This window comes from Methylocystis sp. IM3 (genome assembly GCF_038070105.1).
Lineage (GTDB): Bacteria > Pseudomonadota > Alphaproteobacteria > Rhizobiales > Beijerinckiaceae > Methylocystis.
Map to the genome: position 1 here is coordinate 618,221 of NZ_JBBPBZ010000002.1, position 16,225 is coordinate 634,445.

Here is a 16,225-nt window from a genome sequence, read left to right on the forward strand (position 1 = left end):
GTTTAACGGCCTATGTCTCGCGCCGCTGACGTCGAAGTAGAGGAAAATGCGGAAGGATCGACGGAGGATCGCGATCATGGGTCAATGCACGCACTATGTTTTGGTCTTCGGCCGCATGGCCAGAGTGGAGCAGGGGTATGTTTCGGGCCTGTTCTGCGCGGATTAACTCCAGATAGACGTCTTGTCGTCGGATGAAGGCCAAGTAGTTTCTGGCCCGCACCCGACTAGGTTCGGGCCTACTGATGACTTCTCAGTGCAGCGAAGATGGCGCGGGCTTTCGTCGTGTTGTCCATTTTTTCCTTGCATTTTCGGCAATTATTCCATGGCTCGCAGCCCCGACTCCCCTGATGCTTGCTTTAGATATTTGGAATAATCTGTCAGCCACCCGACAACCACTATCGCAAGCCCCATTAAGAGATAGAAAATACATGCTAGGCTGTTTCCGGAAAAAATGAATGTGAAACCTATAAGAACTAAGGCTGGGCCAACGACCTTTTCAATCCACCCGTGAATTCGGAACTGCAGCCACGTCAGCCAACCTAGCTGGAAATCGGTAGCAAGCGTGAGTGCGAAATGGACGCCGGCTAGTGTGTACGACAAGAATGCAGGAAATCCGTCCAAGCCAATGAGTTTCGGCGCGATCAAGAAGGTCAGTACAGTCAAATAGTCTAGGTACCCATGTGCGATTGGCGTGATAGGCTTCATGGCATCCTCCGTATCGATCGCCCTCAAGGTGGTAAGGCGTGAATGCCGAGAAGCTACGTATTGCCGATGCCTGTGTCTGTAACCGAGGTCACAAGGCAAGTAGACGACTATACGTACGTAACGAAGGCGGCGGCGGCGACACAGATTAGATCCCGGCGGTAATCAAGCACGCCGCGGCGACGCAAGGCGTTCATAGCCTTGGTCACGGCTGGGCGACTAGCGAAAACGAGGTCGGCAATGTCTTGTTGAGTTAGAGGTATTTCGAGAGCGTAGCCGTGCCGGCACGGCGCCCCGAACATCAAAGCGAGTTCGTGAAGTATCTCAACAAGCCGCGTTTCGAGCCCTTTGGTGAGTAGAGTTATCATCTTTCGCTCCGTCCGCCTCTGCCGGGATTCCAGTCGGTCGAAGAGAAACGTCGCGAAGTCTGGACTATGACAAGCTAGACTCTTCAGCTTTTGATGCGACACTAGGGCAACCTGAGTTTCTCCAAGTGATGCAGCCGTGTGATCGGAAAAATGATCTGAGAGAGCAGTGCCAAATACCTCTCCCTTTCCTATCACGTCGATGGTCAACTGCATTCCTCCTTCCGTGACATGAGAGAGTTTGACGATCCCGTGCAGCAGACAAAAAAGGCCCTCCAAACGGTCGCCTTGTGCGTAGACCACCGTCTTGTCGGGGTAGCGAAGGACCGGAATGGACGGGTCGATCGACTTCAAGCAGCCGATTTCAAATTCCGACGGCATGCAACACTCACGCTTTATGATGGGACGGAAGCGCTCAGTCTTTCACTCGCCTTTGGTAGCGGGATTGTCGCAGATGTATGACTAACTGGGTAGCACTTTCCCAAGCCTTATTCCCTGAACCTTTCTTCAGCCCAGCGTGTTCTCGCAGCCTGTGTAGCGTCTGTGTAATATCCCACCCACGCTCACGCCGAATACACGCTTAAATTCCATCAATCCAATTTAGGTCATTCTTTGTTCTGTGCGGAGCGTGTGTAAAAAATAGGCGCCAACATCTAGTATGCTGACGCCTAAATCTCTGATTATATAGTCTATAACGTGTGTATTCGACGCAAAGTTGGATTGGCGCGAATAGTAATAAACCATGACGTAATGGCTTTAGAATCAATAATTTTGCGGAGCTAAAATCTGCGTGTGTAGCATCTGTGCGTGTAATAAGAATCACATTCAAACGTCATCTCAACTGAGCCAATACCACATAGCCTGCAGCAGATTTGGTGGCTGTAGAGCGTTGAAAGTGTGAATGAAAGTTTGAGGAAAAGTGGGTTCGGGGCTTGATGGTCGTGCCGGGTAAGAGCGGGTCGCGAGCTCAATCATAGCCTAACCGGGAAGTTGGATATTGCCGTAGCACCGACTGCGCCGAGAACGCCAACCAACCATGGCGGCGTCTTCCAAAGCACGAGCAAGAGGAAAGCGAGAACACCAAGCCCGAAATCCGCGGGTCCAAAAATTGCACTCGTCCAGACCGGCGTATAGAGGGCCGCCAACAGAATGCTGACCACGGTCGCGTTGATCCCTCTGAGAGCCGAATTTACACCCGAGCGACGACGTATACCATTTGACGCAGCTTTAATGGCAGCGCCCAAGTAGGCTGCGAATGTGAATAGTGGCCCCGGGACGGCCTGCGCAGCCCCATAGCCCGCGAGAAACGAGTCATTACCGATCCAGCCTCTTGCCACCACTGCTTGTTGAAGCAGGGGCAAGACCACATGTCCGCCACCGAAGACGAGCGAGCCGGAGCGATAGAAGCTGCTAATCAGCGCGACCGTATGATCCTTGGTGGCCTCGGCGAGACCCGGCAGCCCGACCTCAATCCACACGACTTCGCGCACCAAGCCAAATCCCGGTCGGTTGATCGACCATCCCAGTGTGCGATGAGCGGAGCCGAAACGAGCGACGAGATAAGATAGCTCAAGCTCAATTTCAAACGGCGCTTCTGTCATTTCAATTTTCATGCGGTTGGGTTGCGAGCGCCGGCGATCGACCGGCGCTCCGCGATGTGGATCAAATGTGGCGCGGTGCGAGCGGCACCACTTGCCGCGGCGCTACGTTTGCAACGAGCGCCCGTATCGCCAGGAGACCGCCAAAGGCGCAGGCGTTGATCAGGAAAATCCTCGTCACGACTGCAAATGCGAAATCATCACCGTTCTGGGCGATGATGAGATCGATCATGATCAACGCTCCCTCGTAGACGACGAAGGCCCCCAGAAAGGCGGCTGCGACCCCAATCGCGCCCGGGAGCCGCCGATACAGCTGACCAGCCGCTTCGCAGGAGAATGCGGCAATGACGCCGAGCGCGCCGCCCCAAGCGAGAGTTTCGCCGTCGAGCGGGTAATGCATGAATGTGAAGCCCCAAAACTGATTTGCGAGCCAGACCGCGCCAACCGAGAGAAGCGCGTCACGCCGTCCGAAGGACAGAGCTGCGATGGCTGCAAAGGCAGCGAGCGGAACCGCGCAGGCGAAGCCGAGGGTGAATAGCACGCTCGCGACGGCAAGTGCGCCAATTCCCATCGCGGGGCGGGAGATGAAGGAGCGTAGGTATAGTGCGGTCATATCAGTCCCCTTGGTTTTGATAGCAGCAGTAAATTGACCAGCGCGGGCGTCCCTTGCCGGTCAAACCGTTTACGCCTGTGCGCCGCGCCACGCGGACCGATCGACAGGGTCGGGTTCAGTGAGGCCAAACCATCGCGCCCGGAGCTTGTCCCACAGGGCGAGGCGCGACCAGTCAGGCTCCTTCAGAAGCCTGTCGGTTTCCGGATGAAGGAAGGGATTGGGTAGAAGCACAGTGATCTGCTGCTCATTTGCGCCGTTGAAAAGCTGCACGCCCCAGGACATTGGAACACAGGAGCGGCCAAACCGCCGATAGATTTCCGCCCGGGCCGTGCGCCGATGGCGCGCCAATTCCGGCGATGTCGGACGGCTCCGGGGTCCCTTGTGCTCACCGATGCAGACATGGAAATGCGGAACGCCGAAGGCGACTGTCAGATAGCCATCGAGCATGCCGATGCGCGTTGGCGGTCGATCGGTCTTCATCTCCCAGGCGGCTCCCTGAATGAGGGTGCCAAAGGTGATCTCCTGCCAGTGGTTCTCGAAGAGATCGCGAAGCAGCTCCTCGAGGCTCGCGGGGTCGGTCGGCATGGCGAACACGTCGAGCGGCGTTCCGTCTGGCTCGATTGTTCGTGTCGGTGTGTAGTCAGCAACGGCTTGCACGTCTTTTTCCTCTTTCGCGGCACTACTCTCAAGGGACGTCATTCTTACGCTCCTCTCGGAATGAGACACTTAGAACGACACTTTGATCGATCCGCGAAAGCTTCGCGGCGCGCCAATGACGTTGAAGTTGTAAGCGGGCATGTTCCACCCCGTCTGGATCGGATTGGTGAATGGCGGGGAGTAGCCGCCGGGATGCTCATAGTCGAAGGCTTGCGGACCTAGGCCACCCGTCGTGAAATAGGTCTTGTCGAAGAGATTGTTCACGTTGAGCTGAGCGACGACTTTGAACTGGTCGAGGCTGAATTCGTAGGCGCAGAAGAGGGCGACGAGTCCATAGCTTGGCGTCGACTGACCATAAATGTAGGAGCCGTCATTGGAGCCATGATAGAAGGGAAGGTAGCCCGTGTAGTCGTAGCGCGCGCCAAAGCGGAGGCCCTTCAACTGGCCGTCCTTGAACTCATAGGCCGAAGACAGCGAAACGACGTTGCGCGGAACGAACGGAATTGGCTGGCCGACGACCGGCACCCCAAGATACGTGGGATTTGATTTGGTTGTAATGGCGTCAGTGTTCGCGTAGGCGAGATTCATACCCCAGCCGGACAGAATCTCGCCCTGGACATCGAGTTCCGGCCCCTGTGAACGCCCCTGACCGATAAGCATCACATGATCGAAGTCGTTGGGGATACCGACGGGGATATTTGTCTTCGTCAGATGATAATAGGCGGCCGTGGCCTGTATCCGGTTGTCGAAAAAGGAGAGCTTGACGCCGACTTCCTCCTGCTCGCCGGCGCTCGGAGGCGTCGGCTGGTTCGAGCCATAGACCAACAGGCCGTTGTAATTCGGGCTGTAGGACTCGGCATAATTTCCGTAGAGACTGAGCCACTCGACCGGGCGCCAAAGAAGTCCAACGCGAGGCGTGATCCTCTGGCTAACGGAACGGCCGTTGGTGGTGATCGTGGCGAAATTACAAGGAACTGCGATTCCCGAGGACCAATTCGAGGAGTAGGGGCCACAGAAGCTCGTATTGTCGGATGCGCCGGTCCGGCTGTCGATATATTGCCAGCGTACGCCGCCAAGCACATTGATCCCATAGGGAAGTTTGATCTGGTCCTGCAGATAGACGCCGTAATTGTCGGCGCTTTGCTGCGTGGCGTTGTAGGGAACGAGTCCGCCAATGGGAGTCGGGAGATATGGAGCGCCGAACATGGCGACGGTTCCCGGATACTGCGGGATCATGTTCTGACCCCGGAAATTGTGACGATAGAAATCAGCTCCGGAAAGAAGCGTGTGGCTTGCGGCCTCTCCGGTATTGGAATGCCCGACAAGATTGATCGCCGTCGCATATTCGGCCTGCCTGTTGTCGGACGCATAGGACGTGTAGTTCAAAAGGACATTGTTCGGTGAATAGGACCGATAGAAGGGGATAAAATTCACCCAAGGCAGATAGCAACTTGTGCTTCCCGGCGTCACGCAATCGCTAATGGAGGTGGTGCCGCCATTATTTGCCCAATTGTTGCTCAGCAATTGCATGAACAGGGTCTGCTGGATCGACCAGCTCTTGTTGAAGTCGTGATGCCAGGTGATTTCGCTGAAGTTCTGCTGCTGCGTATAGGGCGACTGTGGTCCCCAATTGAAACTACGCCCCAGCCACAGCGGATTGAACATCCCGTAATAAGGGACGTAATACCAGTCCTGATTAAACCTATTCTGCTGGAATTGGGTAGAGGCTCTGATCCAGGTGCTACCGTCGACGTTATATCTGACGACGGGGTTGACCATGATATTGTTGTTGTAGTCGAGGTTTCGGAACGAGCCATTATTCTCGTAGGACAGGATGAACCGGTAAAGCAGATTCTTGTCGGCAATGACCGGACCGGTGGCGTCGATGACCGTCCGGTAGGCGGCATAGCTGCCGATCTGCTGCTGCACCGAAGCGTTAGCATTCGCCAGAGGTTGCTTGGTGTTGATGTTGACGATGCCGCCCGGCTCCACGGCGCCATAGAGGATGGCGGCAGGGCCCTTCAGGACCTCGACGCTTTCCACATTGGCCATTTCGGACGTGTTTGCGCCGGCAAAGTTCAGGCCGAAGCTGTCGACGCGGAACCCGTCGCGGAAATAGTTCTGAGTTTGGAAGCCGCGAATGATGATTTGCCGGGAGGAATTCCCCAGCGCCGCGTCGCCGCCGCCCGACGTTGTGACGCCACTAACGTTCTTCAGGGCCTCGTCCAGCGTGATTACCTGCTGGTCCCGCAGCATCTGCTGGGTGACCATTTTCGTCGTGACCGGCGTATTCATCACCGGCGTGTTGACCTTGGTCCCGAGGGACTCGATGGGAGCGGCGTAGGAGGTGGGGTTGTTGCAGATCCCGTTGGCGCAGATTTCTCCGTTTGCGCCCGGGCCAATCTCGGCGCCATTGCTGTCCGTCGCGGCCTGTTCTCCAGCCTCCGAACCACCAGAGCCGAAGCTGTTCTGCCCAAGGATAGGCTTAGGTTTGCCCACTTGGATGACCGGGAGGGTCTCCTGGCTGAGAGCCGGGGAAACGAGAGCCGTTGATAGGAGGAATGAAAGCAGGGACGAGCGACGACGCGCAATGACGCTCACACCGCCTCTATGGGCGGTCGGGAAAGCGGATGGCATGGGCTACAGACTCGCAGCAACGTGGGCCGTCACTGCGAATGGTCTCAAGACCGCTGACTTTGCGCCCATTGGCGCTCAGCTACAGCCTTCAACCGCCTCGGTGCACCCCGCCCGACGCTCTCGCGCGTGACCACGAACGATGGCAGGTCTCCTGGCTCGCGGGTCACCGCCTGGAACCGCCTTCCCAGGGAAATTCCCCAGTGGCTTTGTGGCCCTCAGGCTCGCCGCTTACAGTTGCGGGGGCAGCCTCGGCATAGCGCCTATTGGCGCGCACCGAGTTCCCTTTTGATCCCCGAAGGGAACCATCGCGCCTATCGAAGCCGAAGATAGATGAAGTCGTCAAGCCGAATCAGAAAGCTTGGGCCAAATTTCTGATGCTCGAATTTTCGCATCACGCAACGGGAGGTCGTTGTGCTCCCGAAGCACCTCCGCTCAAATCGGGGCTATGTCCGAATATCCGATAAGGCGATTTTCTGTAAAGCTCCAGTCAACGATGAAGATCGCGCTGCCTGACGCTGACGGTACACGTGTCCCACGTGCCGTGATCATTGCTGTAGCTGCCGAGATCTCGCCATTTTAGAGGGCGAGCCTCGCCAACTCGCATGCCGGAATTGACCATGATCATCACGTAGAAACGTAGAAGCGTGCGGTCTTGGCTGACCCGTGAGTTGTTGGTTCTTAAATGGCCACCCCATGAGGATCAGGCGCAGTTTCTCGTGTTCGTCCTGCGTGAACGCTGGGCGCTTATTGATGCTGCTTTTCTCGTGTTTGAGGAACGGCAGCATGTTCTGCGGACCGCCGAGATCGACGCCATGAAGGAAGACGCCTCGTGAGACCGTCCCCTCCTGCTTCAACCTAGCTTGGGTTGGCGGCTTTTTCTTCCCGCCGGTCTCTTCGAAGCCGGGGCCTGTGACCCAATAGTCCTGACGCCATCCCCGGTAGGCCATCAGGTCTTTTTTCCGGATCAGCGTGATGTCTCGTTTGCCGAAATAGGGCATGAGATAGCGATGAACGGTACCTTTGATGAGGACGTAACGCCCCTCGCTGTTCCGGCCTTCCTTCCACCGGGTCTCTGCGTCGCGCAGGCACGCCGCTACAATCAGAGAAGGTTTTCCGCTTGAGAGGTAGGGATTGAGTGACTCTCTGCTTCATTTCGCCGAGGATGAGCAGTGCGGCCTCTTTGGCTCGCTCGAATTCCAGCTCGCCTGTGGACCTGCGCACGTAGCCGGTGTCACCTTTGATCTTGATCCGGCACTGCCAAAGTGCGTCTTTGGTATCGTCGCGCTGATAGAGAGTGGTTCGGCTGGTGGCGATCGTCCGTTGATTTTGAGCGTGTGCCATTCAACCAGTTGCGTATGAGATTTTGGAAGAACGAAAAAACCTGTCTACGCAGAGCCAGTCGCAGCTTCGGGCAGGATGAAGCGGAATGCTGTGTGGCATTATACCGCTGCGACATCCGAACACTGTGCCGCTCGTAAATCCGTGATTACGCTCCGTACCGTCGAGCACTCTTCGATCACGGGAGGACAGGGTTTGCATCCGTATCAACTTTATTCGATCCTCGTCATCATGTGGTACGCTTCGGCGGCGTTGGTTTGCGTATATGCAAGCAACATACTCGCTTACGCTTTCAGGTGATGACCGCTCCCTGAAGCTCAGAGCATCTCCACGGCCGCCCGGAGCACATTCTCGTTCAGGTCGCTATATCGCTGGGTAGTGCCGATGTGCTTATGGCCAGCGAGGGCGGCGAGAACGCGGACATTGACGCCCTTGTGAGCGAGCGTGGTTATGAATGTGCGTCTGCCTGAGTGCGACGTGGCCCTATCGAGCCCGGCCGCATCGTAGATATGCAGCATCGCCTGACAGAGCCCGTTGGCTGAGAATCGCTTGCCGGTCTTTGAGGCGATCAGGGGCCTGTCTGGTGCAGGGTTGGCGGGTAGCGAGTTGATGTAGGCCTCTAGCTCATTGCGTAGCTCGGAGCTAACGAGGACGGTGCGAGCAGACTGCCTTTGGTCTGTTCTGGGGAGAGCTGAATCTCCGCTCGGATGGCGCCATCCGGCGCGAGAACATCGCTTAGCTTTAAAGCAGCTATTTCTGCGACCCGCATCCCAGCCAGCCAGCTCAGCATCAGAAGGCAGCGGTTCCGGGCAGGGAAGCGTGCCTTGGCTGTATGCTGCAGCACACGCTTCATATCGCGTAGCCCCATGCAGCGGCGCGAAGAGGTGGTGCGCTATAAGGGCAGCGACGGGTGCTAATCCCCGCGTGTAATGGCTTGACGCTTCTCCGTCGATGAGATCGAAAAGCCAAGTCGTTGGCTGTTGACTGCTTTTGACCTGTAAACGTGACAAAGTCGCTTGCGAGGGACGCTGACAAGTCGGAAAAGCGTTACCTCAGCAATCAAGCGAAGGGCAGGCAGCCTCATGAAACGTCATCGCTCCTGGAAACATCTGGGCGGGATGCTTTTCGCTCTTGGGCTCATGAATGTCCCAGCTAACGCGATGGGTGGAGGGGCCGCGCCCAAGAGTTTGGAGGGCGGTGCAACCCCTTTGACCAAGATGATGGGCGGTGGGCTTGCCTCGCCCGGTACAAATATGGAAATCACCTACAGCGCCGATGGGAAGACAGCGCTGTTCACCTCCACTCGACCCGGAAGCGTGAAGTCCGGCACACGTCACGATTTTGACGTCTGGATGGCCCGCAATGTCGACGGGGTTTGGCAGGAGCCTGTCCAGCTTGGTCCCAGCATCGACCCGCATGTCGGGCCGAACATTAATACGGCCGACTGGGAACTTGAGCCGGCGCTCTCAGACGACGGCAATGTGATCTATTTCACGCGCTACAAGGCAGGAAACCTCGCGACAGGCGACCTCTGGGTCGTGGAAAAGGTCAATGGCGTCTGGCAGGCGCCGCGCAACTGGAACGACGTTCCCCAACTGCCGCACATCAATACCGAGACGGGGGAAGAACACTGCCCCATCATTGTATCGGACAGCTTGATCTACTTCAATTACCAGCAACCGGGCGTCACGCAGGACAGCGACATCTGGAAAGTCGAGAAGAAAAGCGGTGTCTGGCAAAAGCCTGAGAGCCTCGGAACGCGCATCAACTCGCCCTACCGCGACCATATGCATTGGACCGGACTCCCACAGAGTCGCGGCGGCCAATCCGATGGAAGTCCTTGAAATCGCCGCAGGCTCTGGCGTGGCAACCCGAGCCTTGCTTGATCAGCTTGCGAGCGCCGCGAGACTTACAGCCACCGACATTAGCGAAGACATGCTCAATGTCGCCCGATCGAAAGCGCTGGATGACGAACGCGTGTCGTTCAAGATTGTGGATGCCTGCGCTCTTCCCTATGAAGACGAGAGCTTCGACGCCATCGTCTGCATGTTTGGGTTTATGTTCTTTCCCGATAAGCCCAGAGCCATACGTGAGGCCTACCGGGTGCTGCGGAACGGCGGGCGCTATACATTCTCAGTCTGGGACTCTGAAGAAAACAACCCCTATGTCAGCGAGGCTCTGGCCGTCCTGCAATCTTTCTTTCCGAATGACCCGCCGCAGTGGATAATGCAACCAACGTCCTGCGCGGTGATCGGACCGATAAAGAAAAGCCTCGTTGACGCTGGTTTTGACGATATCCGTATCTCCGTGCTCCCCTATGCGCGTCCCTTCGACGCGCTCGCGTTCGCCCGCGGCATTGTCTTTGGGAGCCCCGTTTTGAACGAGGTCACAGAGCGAGGCGGCGATCTCGACGAGATCGCTCACGCATATGGGGCGGCGCTCACGCGCGCCGTCGGCTCTACCTTGCCCATACAAGCAATTATGTTGGAAGCTCAGAAGCTATAGCGTCTAAGCCGTCGCTCATTTGACTGCTGTATCGCAAGGGTGCCGCCCGTCATTCCTCTATCAATTTGCCTGAGCCGCAGAAATTCGGTCGGGTAGTCGTGGAACTTCGGCAAGCCATCGCGCAGCGGCGACACGGCCTCCAATAATTGACATGCACCTGTGGCTCGAATTGAAAGGTCGGGATGGTCGCGGCGTAAACGTCGATCAGGTCGAGCGACGTGTGAGGCGTCATCAGATGACCGCCACATCAGTATTTGCGCTGGCTGCTTGGCGTTTTTTCGAATGTGGCGACAAATTCCGCCTCTGAGGTCACGGAAACAGCATCAGGTTTCCACAAGGTGTAGGCGTTGATGGGTGCCGCCGACCACGATCGACACCAGCCTGCAATGGCAAAATCCACAGGTCTCAGGATCGCCGCTGACTTCAATTCGCACGGCGCCATAGAAGCACTCCCCTTTATGCGTTGCCATTTCGTCCCTCGGTTCATGCCTATGACTGCTGCCTTTTTCGCAGCGTTTCGGCTGCGCCCCGCGTAGCCCAGCCCTTGGAAAATTATACGTTGGATTTGGTGAAGCAGCGCGGTCTCTCAATATCCGCTTTCAGCAGTAGGTGACGTAATGCAACGCTAATGTTGGCCGCACGTGAACGGTTGTTCCATTAACTCTCTTCCCGCAGCCCGTGTAGCGTCTGTGTAAACTCCCATCCAAATCCACGCCGAATCCACACTTAAATTCCCTCAATGCAATTTAGTTCATGCCTTGTTCTGTGTAGAGCGTGTGTAAAAAAATAGGCGTCAGCATCTAGTATGCTGACGCCTAAATCTTTGATTATTTTGCTGTATCTTGTGTATTCGACACTAATTTTGATTAGCGCGAATAGTAATAGACCATGACTTTCTGCAAGATAAAACAATAAGTTACAAAGCTAAAATCTGCGTGTGTAGCATCTGTGTAATAGGAATATATTCACATTCGAGCGGCTCTTCAGCTCTCCACATACCAACATAGCTTGCATCCGAATTGGTGGCTGTAGAGCGTTGAAAGTGTTGATGAAAGTCTCGCAAAAAGTAGGTCATGGGTTTGAAGGTCGTGCCGGGAACGGACGGGGAGGGAGGTTGGAGCGCCTCTGCGTAATACCGTCCTTACCCCCACCCGATGCGCCTTTCGAGGAAGGCAAGGAGTTAAAGACTTTTTGCGACGGTAAACTTAGGCGTTCCATTCATATCGCAGAGCCCAATTTTAAGGAAGAATGAAGTCAGGTGCGAATCACGATAGATTTTCGTAAAACGATTCGCTGCGACTTGCACGGAGATTTCCATTGAAGTCAATCGTCTTTTTCAACAACAAGGGCGGTGTTGGGAAAACAACGCTGGCGTGCAACGTCGTCTCTTACCTGACGATGCATCGAAATAAGCGAGTGCTATTTGTAGATGCCGATCCACAATGTAATGCCACTCAGATCCTTCTGACCGAAGACGAAGCCGAGCAAATCTATGCGGCAGGCAAGAGTAAGTCGAAAACCCTTTATGACTACCTGTCTCCGGTCGATAATGGCGAACCGCAGATTGATAGAGCGATCTCCCCCTATCTCGGAACCAGGAACCGGTTCCAGACGGACTTGGTTCCCGGTCATCCTAAAATGTCGACGAAGATCGCCTTAGCGAAGCATGGTCGAATCTCCTCCGTTCCGATGTTGGCGGCTTCCGTGTCACGAATTGGTGTAGTCAGCTCCTTTCAGCGGTGGTTGACCGGTATGACCTTGTGATTTTCGACGTAGGACCGTCACTAGGAGCATTAAACAGAACTGTCATATTGGCGAGCGATTTTATAGTGACGCCCTTCGGGTGTGATATTTTCAGTTTACTCGGAATCCAGAATATATCAGCCTGGATAACTACATGGAATAGGCATTACAGGAGAGCCGTCGACGCGGCTAAAGAAGACAAACCGGAGATCTTCGATAGCTTCCATTTGATAGACGACACGTCAAGCCATTTTCGGTTCGTAGGTTATTCAGTCCAGCAATACGTAACAAGGAAATTTGCAGAAGGCCCAAGAGCAGTAAAATCATACGATCGGATCATGTCCGAGATCCCATCAACTGTCGCGGATACCATGGGCTTCCTTACGCCACAAAGCCTTTCACAAGACGATCTACCCTTAGGCGACATTCCTTATCTCTACAGTCTTGTTCCAATGGCACAATCTGCAAAGTCACCAATACACGCTTTAACTAGCGCAGATGGCGTTGTCGGAAGCCAGTATGCGCAGGTGAAGTCCTATGGGGATTTAATGGGTACTTTTTGTGATCGCTTATTGCACAACGTAGGTGCCCTGTGATCGCTTGGCCGGAAACACTTACACGTGAAGTGGCTAAGCGTCGCTGCGTGTTTTTTCTTGGAGCGGGTGTATCTGCCAGCGCAACAAGTCCTAGCGGTAAACGCCCTAAAGCGTGGCTCGAGTTTCTTACGGAGGCATGCGCCTGCGTAAGGGACACTCAAAAGAAGATGCAGATTGGGCGGTTTATTACGGAGCGCAAATATCTTCTGGCGCTCCAAGCCATCAAAGATGAGGTTGATCCCGGAGACTACCAGGAGCTATTAAATCAAAATTTCAATGAACCGGTCTTCGAAGCTAGTAAGCTACACGAAATTATATTTGCTCTTGATTCCAGGTTGGTAATCACGACAAATTTTGATAAAATTTACGAAAAGCACTGTCTTAATGTGTCAACCGAAGGATTTAAGGTGATTCCGTACAATTCAACGTCTTTAGCTGATGAGCTGCGGTCTGATACTCGTCTCATAATCAAGGCGCATGGCAGCATCGATGAAATTAGTGCGATGATTTTTACAAGAGGTCAGTATCATAGTGCGAAAAGAGACAATCCAGGTTTCTACGGCCTTCTAAAGGCGATATTTCTGTTGCGAGCTTCTTGACGTTGTAGGAGCTGTTCGAACCCGTATAATAGTCACGCTCACGCAGCTCGGAGACGGTCAGCTCCTGATCGGCGATGTTGTAGAGCATGATCGCCTGAACGGCGCTAACATCCTTAATATTTGCTCTATCGAGGGCGTCAGTGACGACATCCATCAAACGGCGATGCAGGCGCTCAACCAGATGGATCATATTGGCGTAGGCCGGCAGAATCTCAGCGGCGCGGGGAGCGGAGCTGGTCATTGTCGGGGTCATCGCCTGTTCCTTTTTTGCTGTTCTTGGCCGGTGCCGTTTCTGATGTTCCGGACATTAACTCCCGTGTCTGAATTGCGGCTTAAGCGACATCCTGAATCAGAGGTTGACAGGATCGAGGTAAACTCAATCTGAATCACAGAATAAAACGCTGGAGATATGCTCGGCGCTGTCGTTGGCGATCCATGCAGCAGCGCCGAGCGGTAGCGGATATCAATCAGGAAAGCGGCGGCCAATGGTGGATTGAGCGGATGTAGTCTTCTATCTCCGTTCTCAGGTTCGCTTCATCAGTCCGGAGTTTTGCAAGAATGTGATCCGTCCGGTCCGAGGGCTGGATTTGCGAGCCGGAGTTCGTATCGGCGTTCATCCAGTTTCGATGGAGCGGAAGATAGTCACTGAGCATATCTGCAGAGGTAATCAGTTCACCGAGGCGAGCGAGGTACGACGACCAGTTTGTAAGATTTTGGAGAACTTCTTGGTCGTCTTCTATGACAAAAGCTGGTTCCGCTGCGAGCTTTAGCTGGTCCACATGTGTGCTGGTTTGGACCTTGTAGGCAGCAAATCGATAATCTCTGCCGTTGAGTAGCCAGCCAACGAAGCTCGATAGCTGTTGCCCGAAATAATCCGACATCAAGAGCATGGAATTTGTCGGGTAGCCGAGCGTAACATGGTCAAGCGTTTCACTCGAAAGTCTGTCAGCGTAAAAAACGATATACGGCATAGAAGAATCTCCCTTGGTATTGTTTTCAAGCGACATCACGCCATTGCCAGCAGGACGCAAGAAATTCCTTGACTGCATCCCGAAGAATTTCAGCATCTCTTTTAAGGGCGCATTCAAGTGCGACTATGCTGCCGTCGTCATTGCTTGCTGCCGATCGATGCCTTAACCAGTCAGCCATCCATTCTCTGTGGTCTGGCAAATGGTATGTCAGTTGCTCGGCTGCGTAGATAAGCTCAACCAAACGTCCTCTCTTCTCGTTCCAGTCACGGCTTGTCCGCAACATTTCCTGATCGACGGTCAGGATAAATTTCGTTGTGGTAGAGAAGATCAGGAAATCGACGAGGGATTTGTCTGACACCCTATAGGCTATGCAAGGTTTCGGTTCGTCGCCCTCGTGATCAAACGCCCATGCAATGAGAGACAGCAGGTGGGACACATTTCTCGTCTCATCGAGCGACATCGATCCAGCGGGGTAGCTGGCTGTGACCCTTGAGATTTCTTCATCAGGGAGTTTATGTTCATAGAGAACAAGGTAGTCCTGTTTCATTGTATGTATCCCATTCATTCCTGAAAGAATCTGTCTTGCTCGTTGTCACTGGTGAGTTCGATCTTGCGGACTCGATTAAAGACAGAGCGCTTTCGTTCCAGCTCTTGAAGGGAGCGGGACTTTAGCACGTGGTCGATTGCAGCGATTGCTTCTCCCATCGTTTCCGCAACGGTGTGCTTGCCCTCGATGCTTTCGCTGTCGAACACGCGGTTGGCGAGCGCGATGCCGTAGCAAAGCGAGGCGAGATTATGATGGGCGAGATAATGATTGGCTTGATTATCTCTATAGCTGTTTAGATTGTGGCCCGGCTTCACATTCAGGTCACCAAGCGTCATCTTGTCGCCAAGCGGAGATGGCCACGGAAATTTAACTGGTGAGTTAATGTATGGCTTCCCGTCAGGACATTTCTCCGTGCGGATAGTCATGCCATCGCGATCGAACCGAGGGAGCGTGAACACGCTCCTGCCACGCAGCATCCGGAACGGCGTAGAGGTATCGTAGCTGATACGGAGATGTGGGTTGATGTGCCGATTGATCGAGCGCTGTAAGGCAGTGAGTCCAACCGCTGTCTCTGGCTGACAGGTCCCGAGGATGTGTATCCAGTTCCTGTCCTGAATCAGGTTTTCGCTGGCCATCTTGATGATGCGGCGACAGAGATAAAAGAAATTGTGCCGCAGCTTTCCCGCAAAGGCCCACCCCTCGAATTCAAAGCCCTTTACCGCGTTGTACCAGTAGTCTGCTTGTTTGCGGTCATTTCCCTGCAGCACATTCAGGAACTTCGTCGCGCCGGGCACTCGATGCTTCTGGAAAAATTCGAGGTTGTAGACCGTCTCGTTCAGGCAGTCCGCAAACGTCTTATAGGGGTATTCGGGATCGCCGAGACGACCAGTCGGTACGTCAAGCGTCATTGCCCAATCGGCATTCCGTTCAAGCCAACGCAGAATCTCAAGGCGATCATGGTCGCCGTCGATTGTCAGCTGCTTCGTAGCGATCTGATAGCCGCCACTGTCGCAGATAAGAACGGTGGATTTCCGGTCGCGGGTTTGAACGATGCAGGGTTTCTTTTGCAGCATTGCCTGACCAGCTGAACTCATCACATGACTGATCCGAAAGAGGCGGTTGTCTGGGTCGAGAAAGTTCAGATCGCGCGGCTCGACGCCAGCGGGCAAGTCTCGCGGCCAATCCTCGGCATACACCTGAATGGCGAAGCCGGGGGTGACGGATGGGATATAGACGGCTTGATCCCAAGGCGTGGGATCGCCTTCAATGTGATTTGCAGGGGCCGGATAGAAGCCAGAAGCTCCGTGTGGAAGCTGGACATTCATAGAGCGTCGTCCTTCTGCCTGGGCAGTTC

18 protein-coding genes, 3 pseudogenes and 1 riboswitch are annotated in these 16,225 nt (G+C 54.6%); of the genes and pseudogenes, 7 read left to right on the forward strand and 14 right to left on the reverse strand.

Annotated elements, in window-relative coordinates; translation table 11 throughout:
* Positions 1–315: 315 nt before the first annotated feature.
* The 7 genes from WOC76_RS04740 to WOC76_RS04770 form a co-directional block, all read right to left on the reverse strand.
* Entirely contained in the window at positions 316–705 is a 390-nt protein-coding gene (locus tag WOC76_RS04740; protein ID WP_341431302.1) for a hypothetical protein, read from the reverse strand.
* A 107-nt stretch (positions 706–812) separates the two neighbouring features.
* The gene (locus WOC76_RS04745) at positions 813–1,448 is read right to left on the reverse strand and encodes a Crp/Fnr family transcriptional regulator (protein WP_341108609.1); all 636 of its coding nucleotides are present in this window, start codon (positions 1,446–1,448) and stop codon (positions 813–815) included.
* Between the two features lie 590 nt (positions 1,449–2,038).
* Entirely contained in the window at positions 2,039–2,680 is a 642-nt protein-coding gene (locus tag WOC76_RS04750; RefSeq protein ID WP_445928458.1) for a chromate transporter, read from the reverse strand.
* A gap of 49 nt (positions 2,681–2,729) precedes the next feature.
* Positions 2,730–3,278 carry a hypothetical protein gene (locus tag WOC76_RS04755; RefSeq protein ID WP_341108608.1) on the reverse strand — a complete coding sequence of 183 codons (549 nt, stop codon included), beginning with the start codon at positions 3,276–3,278 and terminating at the stop codon, positions 2,730–2,732.
* A 69-nt stretch (positions 3,279–3,347) separates the two neighbouring features.
* Entirely contained in the window at positions 3,348–3,935 is a 588-nt protein-coding gene (locus WOC76_RS04760; protein ID WP_341108607.1) for a DUF7676 family protein, read from the reverse strand.
* Positions 3,936–4,004: 69 nt separating this feature from the next.
* Complete coding sequence (locus tag WOC76_RS04765; protein ID WP_341431303.1) at positions 4,005–6,536, reverse strand: TonB-dependent siderophore receptor; 2,532 nt, start codon at positions 6,534–6,536, stop codon at positions 4,005–4,007.
* 160 nt (positions 6,537–6,696) lie between these two features.
* Positions 6,697–6,894, reverse strand: a riboswitch (cobalamin riboswitch).
* Positions 6,895–7,117: 223 nt separating this feature from the next.
* Complete coding sequence (locus tag WOC76_RS04770; protein WP_341108605.1) at positions 7,118–7,570, reverse strand: hypothetical protein; 453 nt, start codon at positions 7,568–7,570, stop codon at positions 7,118–7,120.
* 133 nt (positions 7,571–7,703) lie between these two features.
* On the opposite strand from WOC76_RS04770, the gene WOC76_RS04775 reads away from it, so the two are divergent.
* Positions 7,704–7,931, forward strand: coding sequence for a hypothetical protein (locus WOC76_RS04775; RefSeq protein ID WP_341108604.1), 228 nt, complete (start codon positions 7,704–7,706; stop codon positions 7,929–7,931).
* Positions 7,932–8,227: 296 nt separating this feature from the next.
* Here WOC76_RS04775 and WOC76_RS24225 read toward each other — a convergent pair.
* Positions 8,228–8,563, reverse strand: a pseudogene (locus WOC76_RS24225) (tyrosine-type recombinase/integrase); the annotation flags it as partial.
* The gene (locus WOC76_RS24230) at positions 8,530–8,778 is read right to left on the reverse strand and encodes a tyrosine-type recombinase/integrase (RefSeq protein ID WP_445928459.1); all 249 of its coding nucleotides are present in this window, start codon (positions 8,776–8,778) and stop codon (positions 8,530–8,532) included. The gene WOC76_RS24230 and the pseudogene WOC76_RS24225, both read right to left, overlap by 34 nt.
* Before the next feature lie 340 nt (positions 8,779–9,118).
* Here WOC76_RS24230 and WOC76_RS04785 point away from each other — a divergent pair, with 340 nt between their 5' ends.
* Positions 9,119–9,754 (forward strand): TolB family protein, encoded by a 636-nt coding sequence (locus WOC76_RS04785; protein ID WP_341431304.1) that lies wholly within the window; start codon positions 9,119–9,121, stop codon positions 9,752–9,754.
* A complete protein-coding gene (locus WOC76_RS04790; protein WP_341108601.1) occupies positions 9,741–10,415 on the forward strand; it encodes a class I SAM-dependent methyltransferase in 675 nt (224 codons plus the stop codon). Before WOC76_RS04785 ends, WOC76_RS04790 begins: the two co-directional genes overlap by 14 nt.
* Positions 10,416–10,464: 49 nt before the next feature.
* Here WOC76_RS04790 and WOC76_RS04795 read toward each other — a convergent pair.
* Positions 10,465–10,885: pseudogene (locus tag WOC76_RS04795) on the reverse strand (GFA family protein).
* An 847-nt stretch (positions 10,886–11,732) separates the two neighbouring features.
* On the opposite strand from WOC76_RS04795, the gene WOC76_RS04800 reads away from it, so the two are divergent.
* The 4 genes and pseudogenes from WOC76_RS04800 (at position 11,733) to WOC76_RS24240 (ending at position 13,353) form a co-directional block, all read left to right on the forward strand.
* Positions 11,733–12,179, forward strand: coding sequence for a ParA family protein (locus WOC76_RS04800; RefSeq protein ID WP_341108600.1), 447 nt, complete (start codon positions 11,733–11,735; stop codon positions 12,177–12,179).
* Positions 12,176–12,271, forward strand: a pseudogene (locus tag WOC76_RS24235) (hypothetical protein); the annotation flags it as partial. The gene WOC76_RS04800 and the pseudogene WOC76_RS24235, both read left to right, overlap by 4 nt.
* A 225-nt stretch (positions 12,272–12,496) precedes the next feature.
* Positions 12,497–12,754 carry a hypothetical protein gene (locus tag WOC76_RS04805; RefSeq protein ID WP_341108599.1) on the forward strand — a complete coding sequence of 86 codons (258 nt, stop codon included), beginning with the start codon at positions 12,497–12,499 and terminating at the stop codon, positions 12,752–12,754.
* A 167-nt stretch (positions 12,755–12,921) separates the two neighbouring features.
* Positions 12,922–13,353 carry an SIR2 family protein gene (locus WOC76_RS24240; RefSeq protein WP_445730680.1) on the forward strand — a complete coding sequence of 144 codons (432 nt, stop codon included), beginning with the start codon at positions 12,922–12,924 and terminating at the stop codon, positions 13,351–13,353.
* On the opposite strand, the gene WOC76_RS04810 is transcribed toward WOC76_RS24240, so the two are convergent.
* The 4 genes from WOC76_RS04810 to WOC76_RS04825 form a co-directional block, all read right to left on the reverse strand.
* The gene (locus WOC76_RS04810) at positions 13,265–13,606 is read right to left on the reverse strand and encodes a hypothetical protein (protein WP_445928460.1); all 342 of its coding nucleotides are present in this window, start codon (positions 13,604–13,606) and stop codon (positions 13,265–13,267) included. The genes WOC76_RS24240 and WOC76_RS04810 overlap by 89 nt on opposite strands.
* A 214-nt stretch (positions 13,607–13,820) precedes the next feature.
* A complete protein-coding gene (locus tag WOC76_RS04815) occupies positions 13,821–14,324 on the reverse strand; it encodes a hypothetical protein (protein WP_341431305.1) in 504 nt (167 codons plus the stop codon).
* Positions 14,325–14,349: 25 nt separating this feature from the next.
* The gene (locus tag WOC76_RS04820) at positions 14,350–14,871 is read right to left on the reverse strand and encodes a hypothetical protein (protein WP_341108597.1); all 522 of its coding nucleotides are present in this window, start codon (positions 14,869–14,871) and stop codon (positions 14,350–14,352) included.
* A 14-nt stretch (positions 14,872–14,885) separates the two neighbouring features.
* A complete protein-coding gene (locus WOC76_RS04825) occupies positions 14,886–16,196 on the reverse strand; it encodes a hypothetical protein (RefSeq protein WP_341108596.1) in 1,311 nt (436 codons plus the stop codon).
* Between the last annotated feature and the right edge of the window lie 29 nt (positions 16,197–16,225).